This is a genomic window from Streptomyces sp. ADI95-16, from assembly GCF_003721495.1.
Lineage (GTDB): Bacteria > Actinomycetota > Actinomycetes > Streptomycetales > Streptomycetaceae > Streptomyces > Streptomyces goshikiensis.
Map to the genome: position 1 here is coordinate 5133362 of NZ_CP033581.1, position 18444 is coordinate 5151805.

Genomic DNA, 18444 nt, shown 5'->3' on the forward strand with positions numbered 1-18444 from the left:
GGTATCAGGGGAGTGGGACAACATGGGCGACGTGACGAACAAGGCGGAGACCTCGGAGGAGGTGAAGCCGCGCAGCGTACGCGTCGTACTCATGGCGCTCATGATCGCGATGCTGCTGGCCATGCTCGACAACATGATCATCGGCACCGCGATGCCGACGATCGTCGGTGAACTCGGCGGTCTGGAGCACCTGTCGTGGGTGGTCACGGCGTACACGCTCGCCACCGCCGCCTCCACCCCGATCTGGGGGAAGATCGGCGACATGTACGGGCGCAAGGGCGCCTTCCTCACCTCCATCGTGATCTTCCTGATCGGCTCCGCCCTCAGCGGCATGGCCCAGGACATGGGGCAGCTGATCGGCTTCCGCGCCGTCCAGGGCCTCGGCGCCGGCGGTCTGATGGTCGGTGTCATGGCGATCATCGGTGACCTGATCCCGCCCCGCGAGCGCGGCAAGTACCAGGGCATGATGGCCGGCGTGATGGCCCTCGCCATGATCGGCGGCCCGCTGGTCGGCGGCACCATCACCGACCACATGGGCTGGCGCTGGTCCTTCTACATCAACCTGCCGCTCGGCGCGGTCGCGCTGGCCATGGTCACCGCCGTCCTGCACCTGCCCAAGAAGCGGGCCAAGGGCAAGATCGACTACCTGGGCGCGGCCCTGCTGACCCTCGCCATCACCTCCACCGTCCTCGTGACGACCTGGGGCGGCACCGAGTACGCGTGGGGCTCCGCCGAGATCCTCGGCCTCATCGCCGTCGGCGTCCTGTCGACCGCCGCCTTCCTCTACGCCGAGACCAAGGCCGCCGAGCCGGTCATGCCGCTGCACATCTTCCGCAGCCGCAACTTCACCCTCATGAGCGTGATCGGCTTCCTCGTCGGCTTCGCGATGTTCGGCGGCGTGCTCTACCTGCCGCTCTTCCAGCAGTCGGTCCAGGGCGCCTCCGCCACCAACTCGGGTCTGCTGCTCCTGCCCATGCTGCTCTCGATGATGCTCGTCTCGCTCATCGCGGGCCGCATCACCACCAGCAGCGGCAAGTACAAGATGTTCCCGATCATCGGCGGCGCCCTCATGGTCGTCGGCCTGTTCCTGCTCTCGCAGATGGACACCGGTACGAGCCGCCTCATGTCCGGCGTGTACATGGGCATCCTGGGCGCGGGACTCGGCTTCCTGATGCAGATCACCATGCTGGTCGCGCAGAACAGCGTGGACATGAAGGACATGGGCGTCGCGTCCTCCTCGGCCACCCTCTTCCGTACGCTCGGCGGCTCGTTCGGCGTGGCGCTGATGGGTTCCCTGTTCACCACCCAGGTCACCGACACCATGGCCGACCGCCTCGGCCCGGAGGCCGCGGGCGCCGCGGGCTCCGCGCAGCTGGACGCCGCGAGCCTGGCCAAGCTGCCGGAAGCGATGCGCGAGGCGTACCAGTACGCCGTCGCCGCCGGTACCCACTCGGCGTTCCTGCTGGGCGCGGGAGTCGCCGTACTGGGCTTCGTCGCCGCCTGGTTCGTCAAGGAGGTCCCGCTCAAGGGAGCGGGTCCGGCGGCCAAGGCGCCGGCCGACGGCGCGAGCGACGGCGATGCCGGCGCGGCCACCGGTGACGGCGGGCCGGCCCGGGCGCACGAGGCCCTCGCCCACTGACCGACGCCCCGACGCACCCCCCGCCCACAGCCCCGGCCGGGTCAGGAACTTCCTGACCCGGCCGGGGTTTTGCGTTTGGTCTGATGCTAATTCAGGACGATCATGGACCAAGTTCCCGCGACGTAAACGTAGATTTTATGAGCTATTGGGCGGGAACCCCTCAGCCGGGGCGGACGTCATGACCCTTGGAGGGATCACACGGCGGATGAGGAGGGGACGGTTCATGGGGTTCATGGCGCGCATACGCAGCCAGGGGGTACGGGCCCGGATAGCCGTCGCGGCGTCGGCCGCGGCCGTGGCGGCGACCGTGTGGGGAGTGGTGGCGCTCGTCGACCCCGGTCACCACGGCTTGCGGGACGGCGCCTCAGGGCAGACGCAGGATCAGAACCGCACCCTGGACGGCAAGAACGGGAAGAAGGGCGAGGGTGAGGGCGGCGGGAACGGCGGCAGCGGTCCCCTCGTGCCCGAGACCATCGCCCACGCCTCCGAGAGCGGCGGCGACGCCGTCAACATCACCATCGACGACGGCCCAGACCCCCGCTGGACCCCCCGGATCCTCGACGTGCTGAAGCGGTACGACGTCAAGGCCACCTTCTGCATGGTCGGCCCGCAGGCCAAGGCCCACCCCGACCTCGTCAAGAAGGTCGTCCAGGGCGGGCACCGCCTCTGCGACCACACCATGGACCACGACACGCGCATGGACAAGAAGCCCGTCGCCTACCAGGAGCAGCAGATCCTGGAGGCGAAGAAGCTGATAGAAGAGGCCGCGGGCGGCGCCAAGGTCGAGTACTACCGGGCCCCCGGCGGCGCGTTCACCCCCGAAAGCCGGCGCATCGCCGCCGCGAACGGGATGCGCCCCCTCGGCTGGAACGTCGACACCAAGGACTTCGAGAAGCCCGGTGTCGCCGCGATCGTCAACGCGGTCAAGCGCGAGATCAACAACGGCCCGACGGTCCTCTTCCACGATGCCGGCGGCAACCGCACGCAGTCCGTCGAGGCGCTCGACCAGGTGCTCGCCTGGCTGGGGGAACAGGGCCGCCCGACCGGCTTCCCCGTGCGCACGGAGGCCGACACGCCCAGCGCCTCGGCTCCGCCCTCCTGACGCGCCTTCCCGACGCGCCTTCCTGACACGCCGTCCGTCGCCGAACGGGTGAGGGTCGGCGCCCCGGCCGCGCCCGCGGTGTTCCCTGGTCGGCAGCAGCATCCGTACGCCTGACCAGGAGGCCCCCGTGATCGCCCCGAGCCAGCTGTCCGAACCCGCCGTGCGCGCCTTCGTCAACGCCGTCAACGCGGGTGACCGGGCCGCCTTCCAGGAGGCCCTCACCCCGGGCGCGACCATGTCCGACGACGGCTCGGACCGCGACGTCGCCCAGTGGGCCGACAAGGAGATCTTCTCCTCCGGCGGTCACATGGACGTCGAGACCGAGGCCGACGGCGGACGCTCCCTCGTCGTCGCCTACCGCAACGACACCTGGGGCGAGATGCGCACCGCCTGGCGGTTCGACGTCACCGCCGACGGGCGCGTCAGCCGCTTCGAGACCGGCCAGGCCTGAGAGCGCTCGGAGCGCGGCTCCCTGGGCCCGGCCCGGCCCCGTAGCGGCCCTTATCCGGCGGCCCGCGCCGCCTTCAGCACCGCCGCCGTCAGGCGCTCGTTCTCCGGCGCGGCCCCGCCCGGGAAGCCGAACCGGCGGCGCGTGTACGCGTACGCCACGCCCGTCTCCGGGTCGCCGAAGCCCACTCCGCCCGCCGCGCCGCTGTGCCCGAGGGCCCGCGGTCCGACTCCCGGCATCAGCTCGAAGCCCAGCGCGAAGTGGTCCGGCTCCGGTGTGACCAGGCCCGGGCCCGGGGTGTGCGGCTTCGCGAACTCGGCGGCCGTGTCCGGCTCCAGCAGCGGGGCCCGGCCGTCCACCTCGCCGATCGCCGCCGCGTACATGCCCGCGATGCCGCGCGCCGAGCCGACCCCGCCCGCCGAGGCCGGACCGAGCTCCTTGACCTTCGGGTCGTTGGCGAAGGCCACCAGGTCCATCGGCGGGTCGGTGTGCCAGTTGAACGCGATCGGCATCAGCGCGGGCGGCGCCGGCTGGTCCGCCATCTGAGCCAGCTGCTCCTGAGTCGGCAGCGGCTCCAGGATCGGCTTCCAGCGGCCCTCCGCCTCACGGGGCAGTCCCAGGAACAGCTCCAGGCCGTACGGGGCGCGGATCCGCTCCTCGTAGATCTCCTGGATGGAGCGCCCGGTCGCGCGCCGCACCACCTCGCCGGTCAGCGCGGCGATGACGAACGCGTGGTAGCCGTAGGCCGTTCCCGGTTCCCAGTACGGCTTCTGGCCGACCAGCGCCGCCGCGATCCCCGCGTCGTCCGCCAGCTCCTCGACGGTGAACCCCTCGGGCCGGTTGATCAGGCCCGACTTGTGCGCCACCAGCTCCCGTACGGTCAGCCGCTCCTTGCCCTCGCCCGTGAACTCGGGCCAGTACCGCGACACCGGGAGGTCCAGCTCCAGTACGCCGTCCTGCACGAGCAGCGCCACCACCAGGTGGGCCGCGCCCTTGGTGATCGAGTAGACGCCGGTCAGGGTCTCCCCGTCGGTGTCCTCGCCGGCCCACAGGTCGACCACGGGCCGCCCGTGGTGACGCACCACCAGCTGGGCCTCGGGCGAGTGCGGTTCGGCCGCGACGAAGGCCGCGAACTCGTCCCGCACCGACTCCCAGCCGGCCGCCACCGTGCCGTTGACGCTCGCGTTCCCACTCATGTCATCCCCCGTACTCGGATCGTCAGGTCCTGTCTGTCCGGGCCAACGGAAGATCATCAGTTCGTATTCCTGGGGTCGCGGAGAACGCGTCACCTCCGTGTCCGCCCCGGTCTCCCTTACGGGTGAACGCGCGCCCGGCGTCGTTCCGGCCCGCAGCGGGCCCCCGTTGGGCCGGGCATGAACCGCACCCGCATCGTCGCCCTCGCCCTCGCCGCCACGGCGGCGGCCCTCGTCCCCGCCCTCGGCCAGGGCGCCACGGCGGCGGAGGGAACGTACCTCCAGGACCCGGCCGGCGGCGAGAAGTCGATGAAGTCGATGTGGACCAAGGACGAGATGCACAAGGTGGAGGGGCAGCTCCGCTTCTTCCCCGGGGTCCAGTACAAGACGGTGACCCGGCCCGGCCCCTCCGGCGCCCCGGAGTTCGAACGGCGGGTGGGGGACCCCAGGACACTGGCCTGGCAGCCCTCGTACGAGTTCGGCTGGGCGGTGTCCGACTCGACGCTGGTGAAGAAGGCGCTGACCACCAAGGAGGGCAAGCACCCGGTCGTCGTGCACGCCGTCCTGCGCGCCCCCGACCGGAGCAAGGCGGGCGAGGTGCGGCGCGAGCTCCGCGATCGTCCGGCCACCGGGCGGGAGAGGGTCCCGGGCGGGAAGCGGATCGCATGTGACACCGGTGAGTACACGGTGGAGTGGTCGGTCACCCGTTCCGGATACGGGACGGTGTCGGGGACCCTGCGCTGGGACTCCAGCTGCGAGCAGTACCGCACCGCGTTCACGACGGGCGAGGGGCCGCGGTAGGAGAGCCGCAGGGGAGAGGGTCCGGCCGCCCCGCGCACCTCGTGAGTGCTCGTCGGGCGGCAGGGCCGCGGCCTTGGATCAAGAGCCGTAGCAGCCATCATGCCGCACGGGATGGGTGGCGGCAGGGTCGAAAGTCCCGGATCGGGCGGCCGTTCAGTGCTTCTTGGCGGCCTCGTTCGCCTTGGCGGCGATCTCCTCCAGGACGGCCTTCGGATCGCCGTCCGGCGCGACGGCGCGGCCGATGTTGCGCTTGATGGTGTCGCTGACCGTCACCCAGGACGGGTCGTTGACCGGGTAGAGCTGAGCACCGCGCAGGGCGGTCAGGAAGAACAGGTCGTTCTTGTCGAGGCCGCCGCCGGCCAGGGTGCGGGACGCGGAGACCGTCGAGGGCAGGAGGTGGTAGCGGTTCGCGAAGTCCGACAGGTTCTCGTCCTGGTAGACGAAGTCGAGGAACCTGCCGATCTCGGCCCGCTTCCCGTTCTGCTTGAACGCCATCATCCAGTCCGCCACGCCCACGGCCGGCGGGGTCTCGCCGGCGCCGAGCGAATCCGAGACCGGCATGGGGACGGTGCCCACGTTGACGCCCTTGGCGCGCGCCTCGTGGAGCAGCGACGGATAGCCGTTCAGCATGCCGACCTCGCCGTGCACGAAGGCGGCGAAGGCGTCGGCGCGGTTGAGCTGCGCGGGCGGGACCGGGCCGGTCAGGCCGGGGGAGACCAGGTTGGTCCTGATCCACTGGAACGTCTCGATGTTCTGGTCGGAGGCCAGGCTGTAGTTGCCGCTGCTGTCGGCGTAGCCGCCCCCGTTGCTCAGCTCCCAGATCATCGCCTCGGCATGCGCCTCCTCCGGGCCCAGCGGCAGGGCGTACGGGTACTTCACGCCCTTGTCCTTGAGCGCCTTGGCGGCGGCCTTCAGGTCGGCCCAGGTCTTGGGCTCGCCGACGCCGGCCTTGGAGAACAGGGTCTCGTTGTAGAAGAGGAGACGGCTGCTCGCCACGAACGGCAGGCCGTAGAGGGTGTTCCCGACGGATCCGGCCTCGGCGAGCGGCTGGAGGAAGTTCGCCTCGGCGGTGACCGGGAGGAGTTCCTCCGCGGAATAGAGCTCGTCCTGCGCCGCGAAATCCGAGTAGGAGCCCATGAGCGCCATGTCCGGCGCATTGCCGGACGTGACCATGGCGGAGACCTCGCGGTCGATGTCGGCCCACGGCAGGAGCCGGACCTCGACCTCGATGTCCGGGTTGGCGGCGGTGAAATCCTTCGAGACCTTGTCCCAGAAAGCCTTGGAACTGGTGGCCGGGCTGTCGCCGTATTCCGCGGCGACCAGGCGCAGCGTCGCGCCGCCGCCCGCGTCGTCCGCGGAGCCGCCACAGCCGGAGAGCGGTATCAGCATGCCGAGCGCCACGGCGCTCGCGGCCGCGCTGAAGATTCTTCGTCGCACGGGTGGGTTCCCCTGAATTTCTTTTGAGTCCCGTTACTGCTTGTGAGTTGCTCCGGGCCGGGGTGTACCTCCGTGGCCCGTTGGCCGGAATTCTCTCCTGACGGCGGGGCAGTTGATTCCATTGGGGCGGTACTTGTGGTCAATGCTCCAAGTGGGGGATTTCCGGCTGGTGTTTTCCGATATGTGATCCACAATTCCCACGCGCGTAGACATGCCGAAAAGCCCGTTTCCTGTGGGGAACGGGCTGAACGACGGTCAAAGTGGTGTCGGCGGAGGCGCGGCCGCCGGGAATTCGAGGAGTCGCTGGCGAGCCGCCCCGGGCGGCCCGTACCGGACGGCTCCTACTGGTCGGCGAACTCGCCGGCGTACGGGTCGGGCTCGCCCGTCTCCGGGTTGCGGCCCTCCTGCCAGCGCCGCTGGGCCTTGCGCCAGTGCACGAAGCTGAGGTGGCCGCCGTCCCAGAAGGTGATGCTGACGGGGCTCACGTCGAACTCGTCGGAGCACAGCCGGTAGAGGAATTCGGCCATCCCGTACGGGTACACGGCGAACGAGTCGGCCGAGTGCCGCCCGCAGACCAGGACCGGCCAGCGGTCCGGATCGGGGTCCGTGGTCAGCCAGCACAGGATGTCCGAGCCGCCGGTGACGCCCCAGGCGATGATCGACTCCGGGTCCACGTCGAAGGCGGCGCGCCCGCCCTCCGCCTCCCAGGCGTGCCGGGCGTTCGCGGTCTCCTCGGCCATCTCGGCCGGATCCCACTGGAGTCCCGGCTTCGGCAGCGGCAGCAGGATGCTGGCCTCGCCGTTGATGGAACCGGCCCCGAAACGGCCCATGAAGGCGACGAAATCGGCCGGGAACCGGGTGGCCCAGGCCGCCTCGGCGGCCCGCCAGTCGATGTCCTCGTCGGCGCCATGCGTCGCCGGCATGATCTGCTCCAGCGCCTTGACCCGCGCGTTCTCCGTCATGCCGCTCCCCTGACACCCCAGCCCAACCGCCCCAACCTACCGCCGGCCGGGCGCGAGACCTAGGGGGTGTCCGCCGCGGGCTCCACCGCGAGCGCGGTTCCGACCCGCAGGCCCCAGCCGGCCATGGCTCCCGCCGCGGCCTCCAGGACGTGCCGGGAGCGCGGGCGGGGCAGGCCGAGCCGGTCGGGGGGCATCGTGGTCAGGGCGATGACGCGGAGGTCGCGGTCGAGGTAGGCCACGTCGATCGCGAACCGCATCCGGAACGTGTGCACGCTCGCCGCCGGGGTGAGCAGCAGCGCCCCGTCGATGCCGTCGCGGCCGAGGAGGCCGCGGGTGCGGGCGCGGTAGGAGGCGGCGATCTCGACGGGGACCGTCGCGGGGGCGTCGCCGACGCGCAGCGCGGCCGCGCCGTCGCGCCACCGCCGGTACGGGTGTCTGCGCATGCCGTCCGCCCCCCTCGGCCCCGGAACCCGGGGCCCGCGCTCGCCGGTCGCCGGTCAGCCTAGGCCCTGTCGCTACCGCGACGCCCGGCCCGCGACTCCCGGCACTTCCTGGGGCGCCGGGCCGGGGGTTGGGTCCCCGGGCCCATGCCCGGGGCGGTGGCGGGGCCTACCGTCGGCGGATGAGCGTGGTCGTGATCACCCTTCTCGCCGCCGCGTACGGCGCGGCCGGCGGGCTGCTGCTGCCCCGCGCGGCGTACCGCCTGTCGGTGGCCCCGGGCGAGCCCTGGCGGGCCCACTGCCCCGCGGGGCATCTGGTCCCGCGCTGGCTCGGCCCCGCCCGCTGCCACGGCGCGCCGTACGGGGCGTCCGCCCCCGGGGTCGCCGCCGTGTGCGCCCTCGTCTGCGGGGCGCTGGCGGCGGCCGGCGGGGCGCGGCCCGAGGTGGGCGTGTACGTGGGGCTCGCGCCCGGGCTCGTCCTGCTCGGCCTCGTCGACCTCGCGGTGCACCGGCTGCCCGACGTACTCACCCTGCCGCTGGCCGCACTGGCCGCCGCACTGCTGGGGGCGGCGGCCCTGGCGCCCCGCGCCGCCGGGTCGTGGCGGCTCGCGCTGCTGGGCGGGGCCGCGCTGGCGGGCGCGTACCTCCTGCTGTTCCTGATCAACCCCGCCGGCATCGGCTTCGGCGACGTCAAGCTGGCGCTCGCCCTGGGGGTCGCTCTTGGGTGGTACGGGTGGGGGGTATGGGCCCTCGGGGCCTTCCTCGGCTTCGTCTACGGGGCCCTTTACGGCCTCGGACTCCTGCTGGGGGGCCGTGCGGGGCGCCGTACGGCGTTCCCGTTCGGCCCCTTCATGGCCGCCGGAGCCCTCACCGGAGTGCTGCTGGGCGGATTCGGAGCGTAATCATCTTGCGCCAATGCACGCATCACGCTTTACGAAGGGTTATGGTGGAACCCCCCCCTCGGGCCGGTCCGTATCCCCCCCACGGACCGGCCCGTTTTATTTTTTCCCCGCCCTCGGGCCAAAGGCGCAGGTCAGCCGCGCTGGGCCCAGATGTTGGTGCCGGGGGTGGAGACGGCGAAGGAGTCGATCTCCTTCAGCTCCTCCTCCGAGAGGGGCGCACCGGCCAGGGCCGCCACGTTTTCCTCCAGCTGGGACACGCTCGAAGCGCCGATCAGAGCCGACGTCATGCGCTCGTCGCGCAGCACCCAGCTCAGCGCCAGCTGCGCCAGCGACTGCCCGCGGCGGGCCGCGATGTCGTTCAGTCCGCGCAGCCGCCGCAGCACCTCGTCCGACAGGAGGTCCGGGTCCAGGGACTTGCCCTGGGTGGCCCGCGAGCCCTCCGGGATGCCCTTGAGGTACTTGCCCGTCAGCAGTCCCTGCGCGAGCGGTACGAAGGAGATGCAGCCCATGCCGTTCTCCTCCAGGGTGTCCAGCAGCCCGTCCTCCTCCGTCCAGCGGTTGATCATGGAGTACGAGGGCTGGTGGATGAGCGGGCGCACGCCCATCTCGCGCAGGATCCCGGCCGCCTCGGCCGTCTGCTCCGCGTTGTAGGAGGAGACGCCGACGTACAGCGCCTTGCCCTGCTGGACCGCGGACGCGAGGGCGCCCATGGTCTCCTCCAGCGGGGTGTCCGGGTCGAAGCGGTGCGAGTAGAAGATGTCGACGTAGTCCACGCCCATCCGCTTCAGCGAGGCGTCGAGCGAGCTCATCAGGTACTTCCGGCTGCCCCACTCGCCGTACGGGCCGGGGTGCATCTCGTAGCCGGCCTTGGTGGAGATGATCAGCTCGTCGCGGTGGGACGCGAAGTCCTGCGCGAAGATCTTGCCGAAGTTCAGCTCGGCGGAGCCGGGGGGCGGCCCGTAGTTGTTCGCCAGGTCGAAGTGGGTGACGCCGAGGTCGAAGGCCCGGCGCAGGATCGCCCGCTGGGAGTCCAGCGACTTGTCGTCGCCGAAGTTGTGCCAGAGGCCGAGGGAGACGGCGGGGAGCTTGAGGCCGCTGTGGCCGGTGCGTCGGTACTCCATGGAGTCGTAGCGCGAGGGCTCTGCCCGATAGGGATTGTTATCAGTCACGATGTCCTCCCTATCACGGACTTGTGACACACCGGGTTGGGTACCCGATCCCGCCGAGCAGTAATGTGGCGGCCTCGGGGGAGACCGCAATCCGCACGGGGGCATTGCACGGAGGGGCTCGAAGATCGTGAAGCTGCGCGACCTGGTGTACAGGCTCTATGCACGCCGGGTGGAGGGCCGCATCGACCATGACGCGGCGCCCAAGCACATCGGCGTCATCCTGGACGGGAACAGGCGCTGGGCGAAGGCGTCCGGCGGTACGACGGAACAGGGCCACCAGGCGGGGGCCGACAAGATCTCCGAGATGCTCGGCTGGTGCACCGAGACGGACGTCGAGGTCGTCACCCTGTGGATGCTGTCCACGGACAACCTGGACCGGCCGGAGGTCGAGCTCCGACCGCTGCTCAACATCATCGAGAACACCGTGCGGGGCCTCGCCGCGGACGGCCGCTGGCGCGTCCACCACGTCGGCAACCTCGACATCCTGCCCGAGCGGACGCAGTCCGTGCTGAAGGAGGCCGAGCAGGCCACCCACGACGTCGACGGGATACTCGTCAACGTCGCGGTCGGCTACGGCGGCCGCCAGGAGATCGCCGACGCGGTCCGCTCGCTCCTGCTGGAGCACGCCGAGAAGGGCACCTCCTTCGAGGAGCTCGCCGAGATCCTCGACATCGACCACATCGCGGAGCACCTCTACACGCGCGGCCAGCCCGACCCGGACCTCGTGATCCGCACCAGCGGCGAGCAGCGCCTGTCCGGGTTCATGCTGTGGCAGAGCGCGCATTCGGAGTACTACTTCTGCGAGGTCTTCTGGCCGGCCTTCCGCAAGGTCGACTTCCTGCGCGCGCTGCGCGACTACGCGGCCCGCCACCGGCGGTACGGGTCCTGACCCCGCCCGATCCCGGGCCCGCCCCCGGGATCCGGCCATGACCTGACGCCCCCTCGGGAACCCCGGGGCGTCACCTCGGGAGTCCCTCGGGCCCCTCTCCGTCCTCCGCGCAAAGCCTTCACCAGCGATTCACCGAGCGTCCGTCATATGCCATGGCATGGCCGGGCGCGTTCGGGGAATATCCCTTTCAGGTCGACGCCCGATCCACGGGTGTCGAGTCTCAGCGGACGGCATGGGGTCGTCCGCCCGGGAGGCCCTTTGCACCAGGACGCACGTGCGGTTCGCACGGACGGAGTGGGAGGGCCGGAAGTCGGCCCTGGCATGGGTGCCGATGACCGGTCCGGTCTTCATGGCCCGACCTCTTCCGAGGGGGTACGTCCTTCCGTGGTGACCAGCACAAAGCGCCGCCTGCCCGACAGGCGGACCTACGTCCTCGACACCAGCGTCCTGCTGGCAGACCCCAACGCGATCTCGCGCTTCGACGAGCACGAGGTCGTGCTCCCGATCGTGGTGATCACCGAGCTGGAGGCAAAGAGGCACCATCCCGAACTCGGCTACTTCGCCCGCCAGGCCCTGCGCCTGCTCGACGACTTCCGGGTTCGCTACGGTCGCCTCGACGCCCCCATCCCACTGGGCGATCTGGGCGGAACCCTGCGCGTCGAGCTCAACCACTCCGACCCCGGTGTCCTGCCGGCCGGCTTCCGGTTGGGGGACAACGACTCGCGGATCCTCGCGGTCGCCCGCAACCTCCAGGCCGAGGGCTACGACGTCACGGTCGTCTCGAAGGATCTCCCGCTGCGCATCAAGGCCTCCTCGGTCGGCCTGCTCGCCGAGGAGTACCGGGCGGAGCTCGCGATCACCGACGCCGGCTGGACCGGCATGAGCGAGCTCAGCCTCTCCGGGGAGCAGGTGGACCTCCTCTACTCCGAGGAGCGCCTCTACGTCCCGGAGGCGGCGGAACTTCCCGTGCACACCGGTCTGGTCCTCCAGTCCGAGCGCGGCAAGGCCCTGGGCCGGGTCACGGCGGACGGCAACGTGAAGCTCGTGCGCGGCGACCGCGAGGCCTTCGGGCTGCACGGGCGCAGCGCCGAGCAGCGCATCGCGCTCGACCTGCTGCTCGATCCGGAGATCGGCATCCTCTCCATGGGCGGCCGGGCCGGCACCGGGAAGTCGGCGCTGGCGCTGTGCGCGGGCCTGGAGGCCGTGCTGGAGCGGCGCCAGCACCAGAAGGTGATGGTCTTCCGGCCGCTGTACGCGGTGGGCGGCCAGGACCTCGGCTACCTGCCCGGTGACGCGTCCGAGAAGATGAGCCCCTGGGCGCAGGCGGTCTTCGACACCCTCTCGGCCGTGGCCGGGCGCGAGGTCATCGAGGAGGTGCTGAACCGGGGGATGCTGGAGGTCCTGCCGCTCACGCACATCCGGGGCCGGTCGCTGCACGACGCGTTCGTGATCGTGGACGAGGCGCAGTCGCTGGAGCGGAACGTCCTTCTGACCGTTCTGTCCAGAATCGGCGCGAATTCGCGGGTGGTTCTCACCCATGACGTCGCCCAGCGGGACAACCTGCGGGTCGGCCGCTACGACGGAGTCGTCGCCGTGGTCGAGAAGCTGAAGGGGCATCCGCTCTTCGCGCACATCACGCTGACGCGTTCCGAGCGGTCGCCGATCGCCGCGCTCGTCACCGAGATGCTCGAAAGCCTGTAACCCCCGAAAGGGTTAAATCCCCCATAGCGGGAAGGCGAGTTGGCGCCGCCCGGCAAAGGCCCGAGAGCCTAGCCGGGCGGCGCGTCGCTGCACAGCCCTTTGCCCAAAAGAACGTCGTCGCAGCAGGTGTGACCTTTCCCACGCAACTTGGAATTGCCTTGCGGCGTCGGGGTCCGGCAGAGTCTGTTTTCCGTCAGGCCCCGCATACGGCACACCTGTAGCACTTGCACCACCCGTACCCCTCGTGGGTGCGAGCAGCGCCCACAACTCCAGACCCGACCGCCGTATGCCGCCCGAGTTTCACGCGCGGCTCCTCGCAGAGGAGTTGCCCACGGGCCCGTGCCTCCAGTGACCGCATCACCACGGAGGCCAGTGTCGAGGGGCACTATTGCGCCCGCGCGGTCACTGCGGACGCTGCTGGAAGGACACCGTGTGAGCCGGATCTCGGTCCGGGGGTTCGCCGTGGCTTCGGCCACCGCGGTCACCACCGTCGGCGCAGTCGTTGGCGTCGCGACGGGCGACCCCGCCGCCACCAACGACCTTGAGACGACCGCGTCCGGCGCGACTCTCCTCACTGACATCCCGGTCGGCGACCAGGCCGTCGTCCAGAGCGCGTCCCTGACGCAGCAGGCCGACGCCATCGCCCACGCCGCCGACGCCGACGCCAAGCGCTCGGCCGAGGAGGCGGCCCGCGTCCAGGCCGCCGAGGACGCCAAGGTCAAGAAGGCCGAGGCGCAGAAGGCCGCGGACGAGAAGGCCGAGAAGGAGAAGAAGGAGCGGGAGGAGAAGGAGCAGGTCGCCAGCCGCTCCGCCACCCGCGACGCGAGCGACTTCGAGGTCCAGGGCTCCTACACGGTCGCCCAGGTCAAGGCCATGGCCCAGCAGATGATCCCGGCCGGGCAGTTCCAGTGCTTCTCCAACATCGTGAACCACGAGTCGACCTGGAACTACAAGGCGGTCAACGCCGGGTCGGGCGCGTACGGCCTGGTCCAGGCGCTCCCCGGTTCGAAGATGGCCTCGGCCGGTGCCGACTGGCGCAGCAACCCCGCCACGCAGATCAAGTGGGGCCTGAACTACATGAACGAGCGCTACGGCAGCCCCTGCGGCGCGTGGAGCTTCTGGCAGGCCAACAGCTGGTACTAGGAACGGGTCCGGCCCCGTGCCGGTCGCCCGCCCCGGGGGAGCCCCGCACCGTATCCACGGTGCGGGGCTCCTCGCGTGTACGGTCGTCGAGGTGCGATCGCACGGGACAGACGGGGGTAAGAGAGCGACATGGTGAACACTGCAGGCTGGATCGGCCGGCTGGGGAGCCGGCTGAGCCGGATGGAGGCGCGCCTCGACGAACGGCGCGCCGAGGTCGAGGCCGAGACCATGGGCGTACCCCAGAAGCCCGCCGCCGCCGGCACCGTCGCGGCCGTCGCGGCGCCGGCCGTCGTGGCGGGTCCGCGCGAGCGCCCCGACCCCGTCACGGCCGTCCCGTGGGGGATGCGGGTCGCCGCCGAGGTCAGCTGGCGGCTGCTGCTGCTCGCGGGCATGCTCTGGGTGCTGATGAAGGTGATCAGCGAAGTCCGCCTGGTCGTCCTCGCCTTCGTCGCCGCCCTGCTCGTCACCGCGCTGCTACAGCCCTTCGTGGTCCGGCTGCGCCGGCTCGGGCTGCCGCGCGGGCTCGCGACCGCCGTGACCGCGATCCTCGGCTTCGTGGTCATCGGGCTCGTCGGCTGGTTCGTGGTCTGGCAGGTGATGGAGAACCTCGACGACCTCTCCGACCGGGTCCGCGACGGCATCAACGAACTCAAACTCTGGTTGCTGGACAGCCCGTTCCACGTGACCGAGAAGCAGATCAACGACATCGCCAAGAACCTCACGGACACCATCGGCACCAACACCGAGGAGATAACCTCCGCCGGTCTGCAAGGCGTGACGGTCCTCGTCGAGGTGCTGACGGGCATGCTGCTCGCGATGTTCTCGACGCTGTTCCTGCTGTACGACGGCAAGCGCATCTGGAACTGGGTGCTGGGCCTGGTCCCCGCCCCCGCCCGGCCGGGAGTCGCGGGCGCCGGCCCGCGCGCCTGGCGGACGCTGACCGCGTACGTGCGCGGCACGGTCCTGGTCGCGCTCATCGACGCCGTCTTCATCGGCCTCGGCCTGTACTTCCTCGACGTGACGATGGCGGTGCCGCTCGCGGTCTTCATCTTCCTGTTCGCGTTCATCCCGCTGGTCGGCGCGGTGATCTCCGGGGCCCTCGCGGTGGTGGTGGCCCTGGTGACCCAGGGCGTGTTCACGGCGCTGAGCGTGCTGGCCGTGGTCCTGCTCGTGCAGCAGATAGAGGGGCACGTGCTGCAGCCCTTCATCCTGGGCCGGGCGGTACGGGTGCACCCGCTCGCGGTGGTGCTCTCGGTGGCCGCCGGCGGCATGATCGCCGGCATCGGCGGCGCGGTCGTCGCCGTCCCGCTGGTCGCCGTCACCAACACGGTGGTGGTCTACCTGCGGGCGTATTCACAGGACCACCAGCACGGTGGTGCGCCGGTGGCCGGCGCGGCGCCGCACGGGGCGACGGCGCTGGGCGAGGGCGTCGACGACCCGGTCTGAGGCGGACCGGGGCGAGGGGCAACGGGGCGAGGGGCAACGGGGCGAGGGGGGAACGGGGATGATCGGCGAGCCCGAGCTCGACGGGGAGTGGGAGAGCGCGCGGCCGGGAGAGCGGGCGGAGCCGGAGCGGCTGCCCGGGCCCACGGGGGCGCCCCGCGGGCGCTGGTGGTGGCTGCTCGGCGGCGTGGTGCTGGCCTCGGCGGTGTGGGGCGGCGCCCTGGTGGTGCAGGATCGTTTCGCCGCCTCTGCCGCCTCCGCCGGGCCGAGGATCTCCTACCGGCACGTCGAGGACCTGTGCGCGCGGGCGCGGCTGTCGGAGCTGGTCCGGCTCACCGGGCAGCCTTTCGAGGAACGGCACACGACGCACGGCAGCGACCCCGCCCTGGACTGGGCGAGCTGCGGGACCGCCGCGGGGTGGAGCGAGGGACGGACCGCGTACGGGAGCGAGGTGCTGGTCGAACTGCACCGCCGGAGCGACCCCGGGACCGAGTTCGGCCTCGGCCCCGGCCGCACGCTCGGCGTGCAACCGAACGCCTTCGACGTGTCGGAGGTGCCCGGCCTCGGCGAACGGGCCCTGTACAGGCGGGGGATCGGGCTCGACAGGGCCGAACTCATCGTCCTCGACGGCGGCGCGGTGTTCACGCTCAGGACGGAGTGGTTCGAGGACATCGGCCCCGACCCGACCGCTCCCGCGCCCACCGGCGGCCCCGACGAGACCGGGCTGCAGACGGCCATGATCGAGGACATGCGGAGCCTGATGGAGCGGCTGCGCGCCTGAACGCCCAGTGCCCCCGCCGCCGGTGACGGCTGCGGGGGCACTGGGCTTCGTACGGGGTACTACTCGGCGGCGAGGGCGGCCTCGGCGTCGAGGGTGACCGCGACGGCCTGGATCACCGAGGCGATCTTGAAGGCTTCCTGGATCGTCTCGCGGTCGACACCGGCCTTGCGCAGGACCTGCTCGTGCGAGTCGAGGCACTGGCCGCAGCCGTTGATCGCGGAGACCGCGAGCGACCACAGCTCGAAGTCGACCTTCTCCACGCCCGGGTTGCCGATGACGTTCATCCGCAGACCGGCGCGCAGGGTGCCGTACTCCGGGTCGGAGAGCAGGTGCCGCGTGCGGTAGAAGACGTTGTTCATCGCCATGACCGCGGCGGCGGACTTGGCGGCGGTGTACGCCTCCGGCGACAGGGCCGCCTTCGCCTCCGGCTCCAGCTCACGCAGGACGCGCGGGGAGCGGGCGGCGATCGCGCAGGACAGCACGGTGCCCCACAGCTGCTGCTGCGGGAGGCCGCTGTTGCCGATGACCGAGCCGAGGTTCAGCTTCAGGTCCTTGGCGAAGTCCGGTACGGCGGCCTTGAGGGAGTCGAGGGACATCCGTCACTCACCGGCCAGCAGCGCGCCGGCGTCCAGGGTGCCCTCGCCCTTGTTCCAGTTGCAGGGGCACAGCTCGTCGGTCTGCAGGGCGTCGAGGACCCGCAGGACCTCCTTGGGGTTACGGCCCACGGAACCGGCGGTCACCATCGTGAACTGGATCTCGTTGTTCTGGTCGACGATGAAGACGGCGCGCTGCGCGAAGCCGTCCTCGCCCTCGACGCCGCAGGCGCGCATGAGCTCGTGCTTGGAGTCGGCCAGCATCGGGAAGGGCAGGTCACGCAGGTCGGCGTGGTCCTTGCGCCAGGCGTGGTGCACGAACTCGGAGTCACCGGAGACGCCCAGGATCTGCGCGTCGCGGTCGGCGAACTCGTCGTTCAGCTTGCCGAACGCGGCGATCTCGGTCGGGCAGACGAAGGTGAAGTCCTTGGGCCAGAAGAAGACCACCAACCAACCCTTCTCGTCCCGGTTACGCTTCAACCACTCAGCGTCAAGGCGCTCGAACTCCTTGCCCGGCTCCAGGGACATGCAGGCCATGAGGTCGAACTCGGGGAACTGGTCACCAACGGTGAGCACGTGCACTCCTTGCGTGAACGGGAAAGCGGCCCCTTATGAGGGCTTTCCGGGGGGTTGGACTGTCTCACATGCTGGCACAGGGATCATTGATCACAGAAATCGCAAACGCTAGTCGCGGCGATCGGCCTGTCCTATCAATGATTCGATGCGGACAAAAAGGGGCGCCAGAAAGATCAGTAAAGTCACGGACTAGCTCGACTGGGGCCAGTCAGGGCGTCGTCGCACGGCGATCGGTAGCCCGCCGTGGTACCGCGAAGTCGCATTCAAGCAGGCGCGGCTACGTCGCTGGGGCCACTGTGTCCAGTTCGCGGCCACCGTGCCGGATGAGCCTTTGGCACGCCTCGATGGCCGCCTCGGTGGCGTCGAACCCGGTCTCACGCACCTCAATGACCGTGCGGCCGTCGGGGCTGAAAGCGCGGATCCTGATGGTGTAGGCGCTGCCCTTGTCGGTAGGCGTGGTGGTGCAGTGACCCGCGAAGGGGGCGTTGCAAAAGCCGCCTAGGCGCCTGAGGATCAAGCGCTCGGCCTCCGCTTCGACCTCGGTATCCGCGTGGTGAAGCCCGAAGATCGCCTTGCGGGTGCCCATGTCGTCCTCGCGTGTTTGGAGGGCGATGATTGCGGCGCCGAGCGGCGGACAGATGATCTCGGGATTGATGCGGTGGCCGATCCGGTGGGACTGCCCCAGACGCTCCATCGAGCAGGTCGCAACGATCAGTGCGTCCACCTCGCCTTGCTCCATGGCGCGAAGGCGGCTGTTGATGGGGCCGCGCATGGGCACGACTTCGACATCGGGTCGGATGTGCCTGAGGGCAACGGTGCGTCGAACGGAGGCGGTGCCGATGCGCGCTCCTGGCGACAAGGCCGCGAGGTTCTGGCCGGGCTCGCGGGTGATGAGAGCGTCGCGACGGTCGTCTCGCGGGAGGTAGGCGGCCATTACGGTGCCGGCCGTGTCGTGGGTGGGCGCGTCCTTGAGGCAGTGCACCGCGACGTCGATCTCGCCGGAGAGCAGGGCGCTCTCGATCTCTTCGGAGAAGACGCCCTCCGCCTCCAGGGGTGCGCGGTTCCGCTGCCGGTCGCCTGCCGCGTCATGGAAAGGGCGTAAGAGCATGGGAGTAGGGCCGAGCTTGGCCATCAGGGGCGCAGTCTGCATGAGAGACATCAGGGATGCGCGAGCGCCGATGCGTAGAGGCGTCATCAAGACTCTCCTTTAGTGACAATCTGTCGG

The 18444-nt window shown here is 70.6% G+C and carries 18 protein-coding genes; 10 read left to right on the plus strand and 8 right to left on the minus strand.

Annotated features, from left to right (window positions below; translation table 11 throughout):
* Positions 1 to 22: 22 nt before the first annotated feature.
* From EES41_RS23020 to EES41_RS23030, 3 genes are all read left to right on the plus strand, one after another.
* Positions 23 to 1639 carry an MDR family MFS transporter gene (locus EES41_RS23020; protein ID WP_123080128.1) on the plus strand — a complete coding sequence of 539 codons (1617 nt, stop codon included), beginning with the start codon at positions 23 to 25 and terminating at the stop codon, positions 1637 to 1639.
* Between the two features lie 232 nt (positions 1640 to 1871).
* On the plus strand, positions 1872 to 2741 hold the full coding sequence (locus tag EES41_RS23025) for a polysaccharide deacetylase family protein (RefSeq protein WP_164496122.1): 870 nt from the start codon (positions 1872 to 1874) through the stop codon (positions 2739 to 2741).
* A 127-nt stretch (positions 2742 to 2868) separates the two neighbouring features.
* Positions 2869 to 3192: a nuclear transport factor 2 family protein gene (locus tag EES41_RS23030; protein WP_123080129.1), complete on the plus strand. Its 324-nt coding sequence runs from the start codon at positions 2869 to 2871 to the stop codon at positions 3190 to 3192.
* Between the two features lie 50 nt (positions 3193 to 3242).
* On the opposite strand, the gene EES41_RS23035 is transcribed toward EES41_RS23030, so the two are convergent.
* Positions 3243 to 4385, minus strand: coding sequence for a serine hydrolase (locus EES41_RS23035; protein ID WP_123080130.1), 1143 nt, complete (start codon positions 4383 to 4385; stop codon positions 3243 to 3245).
* Between the two features lie 177 nt (positions 4386 to 4562).
* Between EES41_RS23035 and EES41_RS23040 the strand changes: the two genes are divergently transcribed.
* Positions 4563 to 5183 (plus strand): hypothetical protein, encoded by a 621-nt coding sequence (locus EES41_RS23040; RefSeq protein ID WP_123080131.1) that lies wholly within the window; start codon positions 4563 to 4565, stop codon positions 5181 to 5183.
* 153 nt (positions 5184 to 5336) lie between these two features.
* Here the strand turns inward: EES41_RS23040 and EES41_RS23045 are convergent, their stop codons facing one another.
* From EES41_RS23045 to EES41_RS23055, 3 genes are all read right to left on the minus strand, one after another.
* Complete coding sequence (locus EES41_RS23045) at positions 5337 to 6572, minus strand: extracellular solute-binding protein (protein ID WP_123082641.1); 1236 nt, start codon at positions 6570 to 6572, stop codon at positions 5337 to 5339.
* Between the two features lie 389 nt (positions 6573 to 6961).
* A complete protein-coding gene (locus EES41_RS23050) occupies positions 6962 to 7582 on the minus strand; it encodes an SMI1/KNR4 family protein (RefSeq protein ID WP_123080132.1) in 621 nt (206 codons plus the stop codon).
* Between the two features lie 59 nt (positions 7583 to 7641).
* Entirely contained in the window at positions 7642 to 8025 is a 384-nt protein-coding gene (locus tag EES41_RS23055; RefSeq protein WP_123080133.1) for a DUF192 domain-containing protein, read from the minus strand.
* Between the two features lie 179 nt (positions 8026 to 8204).
* On the opposite strand from EES41_RS23055, the gene EES41_RS23060 reads away from it, so the two are divergent.
* The gene (locus EES41_RS23060; RefSeq protein WP_123080134.1) at positions 8205 to 8924 is read left to right on the plus strand and encodes an A24 family peptidase; all 720 of its coding nucleotides are present in this window, start codon (positions 8205 to 8207) and stop codon (positions 8922 to 8924) included.
* Positions 8925 to 9055: 131 nt separating this feature from the next.
* On the opposite strand, the gene mgrA is transcribed toward EES41_RS23060, so the two are convergent.
* Complete coding sequence (gene mgrA, locus EES41_RS23065; protein ID WP_123080135.1) at positions 9056 to 10093, minus strand: L-glyceraldehyde 3-phosphate reductase; 1038 nt, start codon at positions 10091 to 10093, stop codon at positions 9056 to 9058.
* A gap of 127 nt (positions 10094 to 10220) precedes the next feature.
* Between mgrA and EES41_RS23070 the strand changes: the two genes are divergently transcribed.
* The 5 genes from EES41_RS23070 (at position 10221) to EES41_RS23090 (ending at position 16050) form a co-directional block, all read left to right on the plus strand.
* Entirely contained in the window at positions 10221 to 10982 is a 762-nt protein-coding gene (locus tag EES41_RS23070) for an isoprenyl transferase (RefSeq protein ID WP_008737362.1), read from the plus strand.
* 384 nt (positions 10983 to 11366) lie between these two features.
* The gene (locus EES41_RS23075) at positions 11367 to 12683 is read left to right on the plus strand and encodes a PhoH family protein (protein ID WP_008737360.1); all 1317 of its coding nucleotides are present in this window, start codon (positions 11367 to 11369) and stop codon (positions 12681 to 12683) included.
* A gap of 414 nt (positions 12684 to 13097) precedes the next feature.
* Positions 13098 to 13826, plus strand: coding sequence for a transglycosylase SLT domain-containing protein (locus EES41_RS23080; RefSeq protein ID WP_174261833.1), 729 nt, complete (start codon positions 13098 to 13100; stop codon positions 13824 to 13826).
* A 129-nt stretch (positions 13827 to 13955) separates the two neighbouring features.
* Positions 13956 to 15272, plus strand: a complete 1317-nt coding sequence (locus tag EES41_RS23085; protein WP_123080136.1) for an AI-2E family transporter — start codon at positions 13956 to 13958, stop codon at positions 15270 to 15272.
* 58 nt (positions 15273 to 15330) lie between these two features.
* Positions 15331 to 16050: a hypothetical protein gene (locus EES41_RS23090; protein ID WP_123080137.1), complete on the plus strand. Its 720-nt coding sequence runs from the start codon at positions 15331 to 15333 to the stop codon at positions 16048 to 16050.
* A gap of 59 nt (positions 16051 to 16109) precedes the next feature.
* Here EES41_RS23090 and EES41_RS23095 read toward each other — a convergent pair whose 3' ends face one another.
* The 3 genes from EES41_RS23095 to hemC form a co-directional block, all read right to left on the minus strand.
* Entirely contained in the window at positions 16110 to 16646 is a 537-nt protein-coding gene (locus tag EES41_RS23095; RefSeq protein WP_008737352.1) for an alkyl hydroperoxide reductase, read from the minus strand.
* A 3-nt stretch (positions 16647 to 16649) separates the two neighbouring features.
* The gene (locus EES41_RS23100; protein WP_123080138.1) at positions 16650 to 17219 is read right to left on the minus strand and encodes a peroxiredoxin; all 570 of its coding nucleotides are present in this window, start codon (positions 17217 to 17219) and stop codon (positions 16650 to 16652) included.
* Positions 17220 to 17496: 277 nt separating this feature from the next.
* On the minus strand, positions 17497 to 18414 hold the full coding sequence (gene hemC, locus EES41_RS23105; RefSeq protein WP_123080139.1) for a hydroxymethylbilane synthase: 918 nt from the start codon (positions 18412 to 18414) through the stop codon (positions 17497 to 17499).
* Positions 18415 to 18444 lie beyond the last annotated feature (30 nt).

Bases quoted from the DNA above. Each gene is read 5' to 3' on its own strand.
- hemC (WP_123080139.1), bottom strand. From the start codon at position 18,414: ATGACGCCTCTACGCATCGGCGCTCGCGCATCCCTGATGTCTCTCATG.
- EES41_RS23060 (WP_123080134.1), top strand. From the start codon at position 8,205: ATGAGCGTGGTCGTGATCACCCTTCTCGCCGCCGCGTACGGCGCGGCC.
- EES41_RS23020 (WP_123080128.1), top strand. From the start codon at position 23: ATGGGCGACGTGACGAACAAGGCGGAGACCTCGGAGGAGGTGAAGCCG.
- EES41_RS23045 (WP_123082641.1), bottom strand. From the start codon at position 6,572: ATGCTGATACCGCTCTCCGGCTGTGGCGGCTCCGCGGACGACGCGGGC.
- EES41_RS23040 (WP_123080131.1), top strand. From the start codon at position 4,563: ATGAACCGCACCCGCATCGTCGCCCTCGCCCTCGCCGCCACGGCGGCG.
- EES41_RS23035 (WP_123080130.1), bottom strand. From the start codon at position 4,385: ATGAGTGGGAACGCGAGCGTCAACGGCACGGTGGCGGCCGGCTGGGAG.
- EES41_RS23055 (WP_123080133.1), bottom strand. From the start codon at position 8,025: ATGCGCAGACACCCGTACCGGCGGTGGCGCGACGGCGCGGCCGCGCTG.
- EES41_RS23050 (WP_123080132.1), bottom strand. From the start codon at position 7,582: ATGACGGAGAACGCGCGGGTCAAGGCGCTGGAGCAGATCATGCCGGCG.
- EES41_RS23095 (WP_008737352.1), bottom strand. From the start codon at position 16,646: ATGTCCCTCGACTCCCTCAAGGCCGCCGTACCGGACTTCGCCAAGGAC.
- EES41_RS23085 (WP_123080136.1), top strand. From the start codon at position 13,956: ATGGTGAACACTGCAGGCTGGATCGGCCGGCTGGGGAGCCGGCTGAGC.
- EES41_RS23025 (WP_164496122.1), top strand. From the start codon at position 1,872: ATGGCGCGCATACGCAGCCAGGGGGTACGGGCCCGGATAGCCGTCGCG.
- EES41_RS23090 (WP_123080137.1), top strand. From the start codon at position 15,331: ATGATCGGCGAGCCCGAGCTCGACGGGGAGTGGGAGAGCGCGCGGCCG.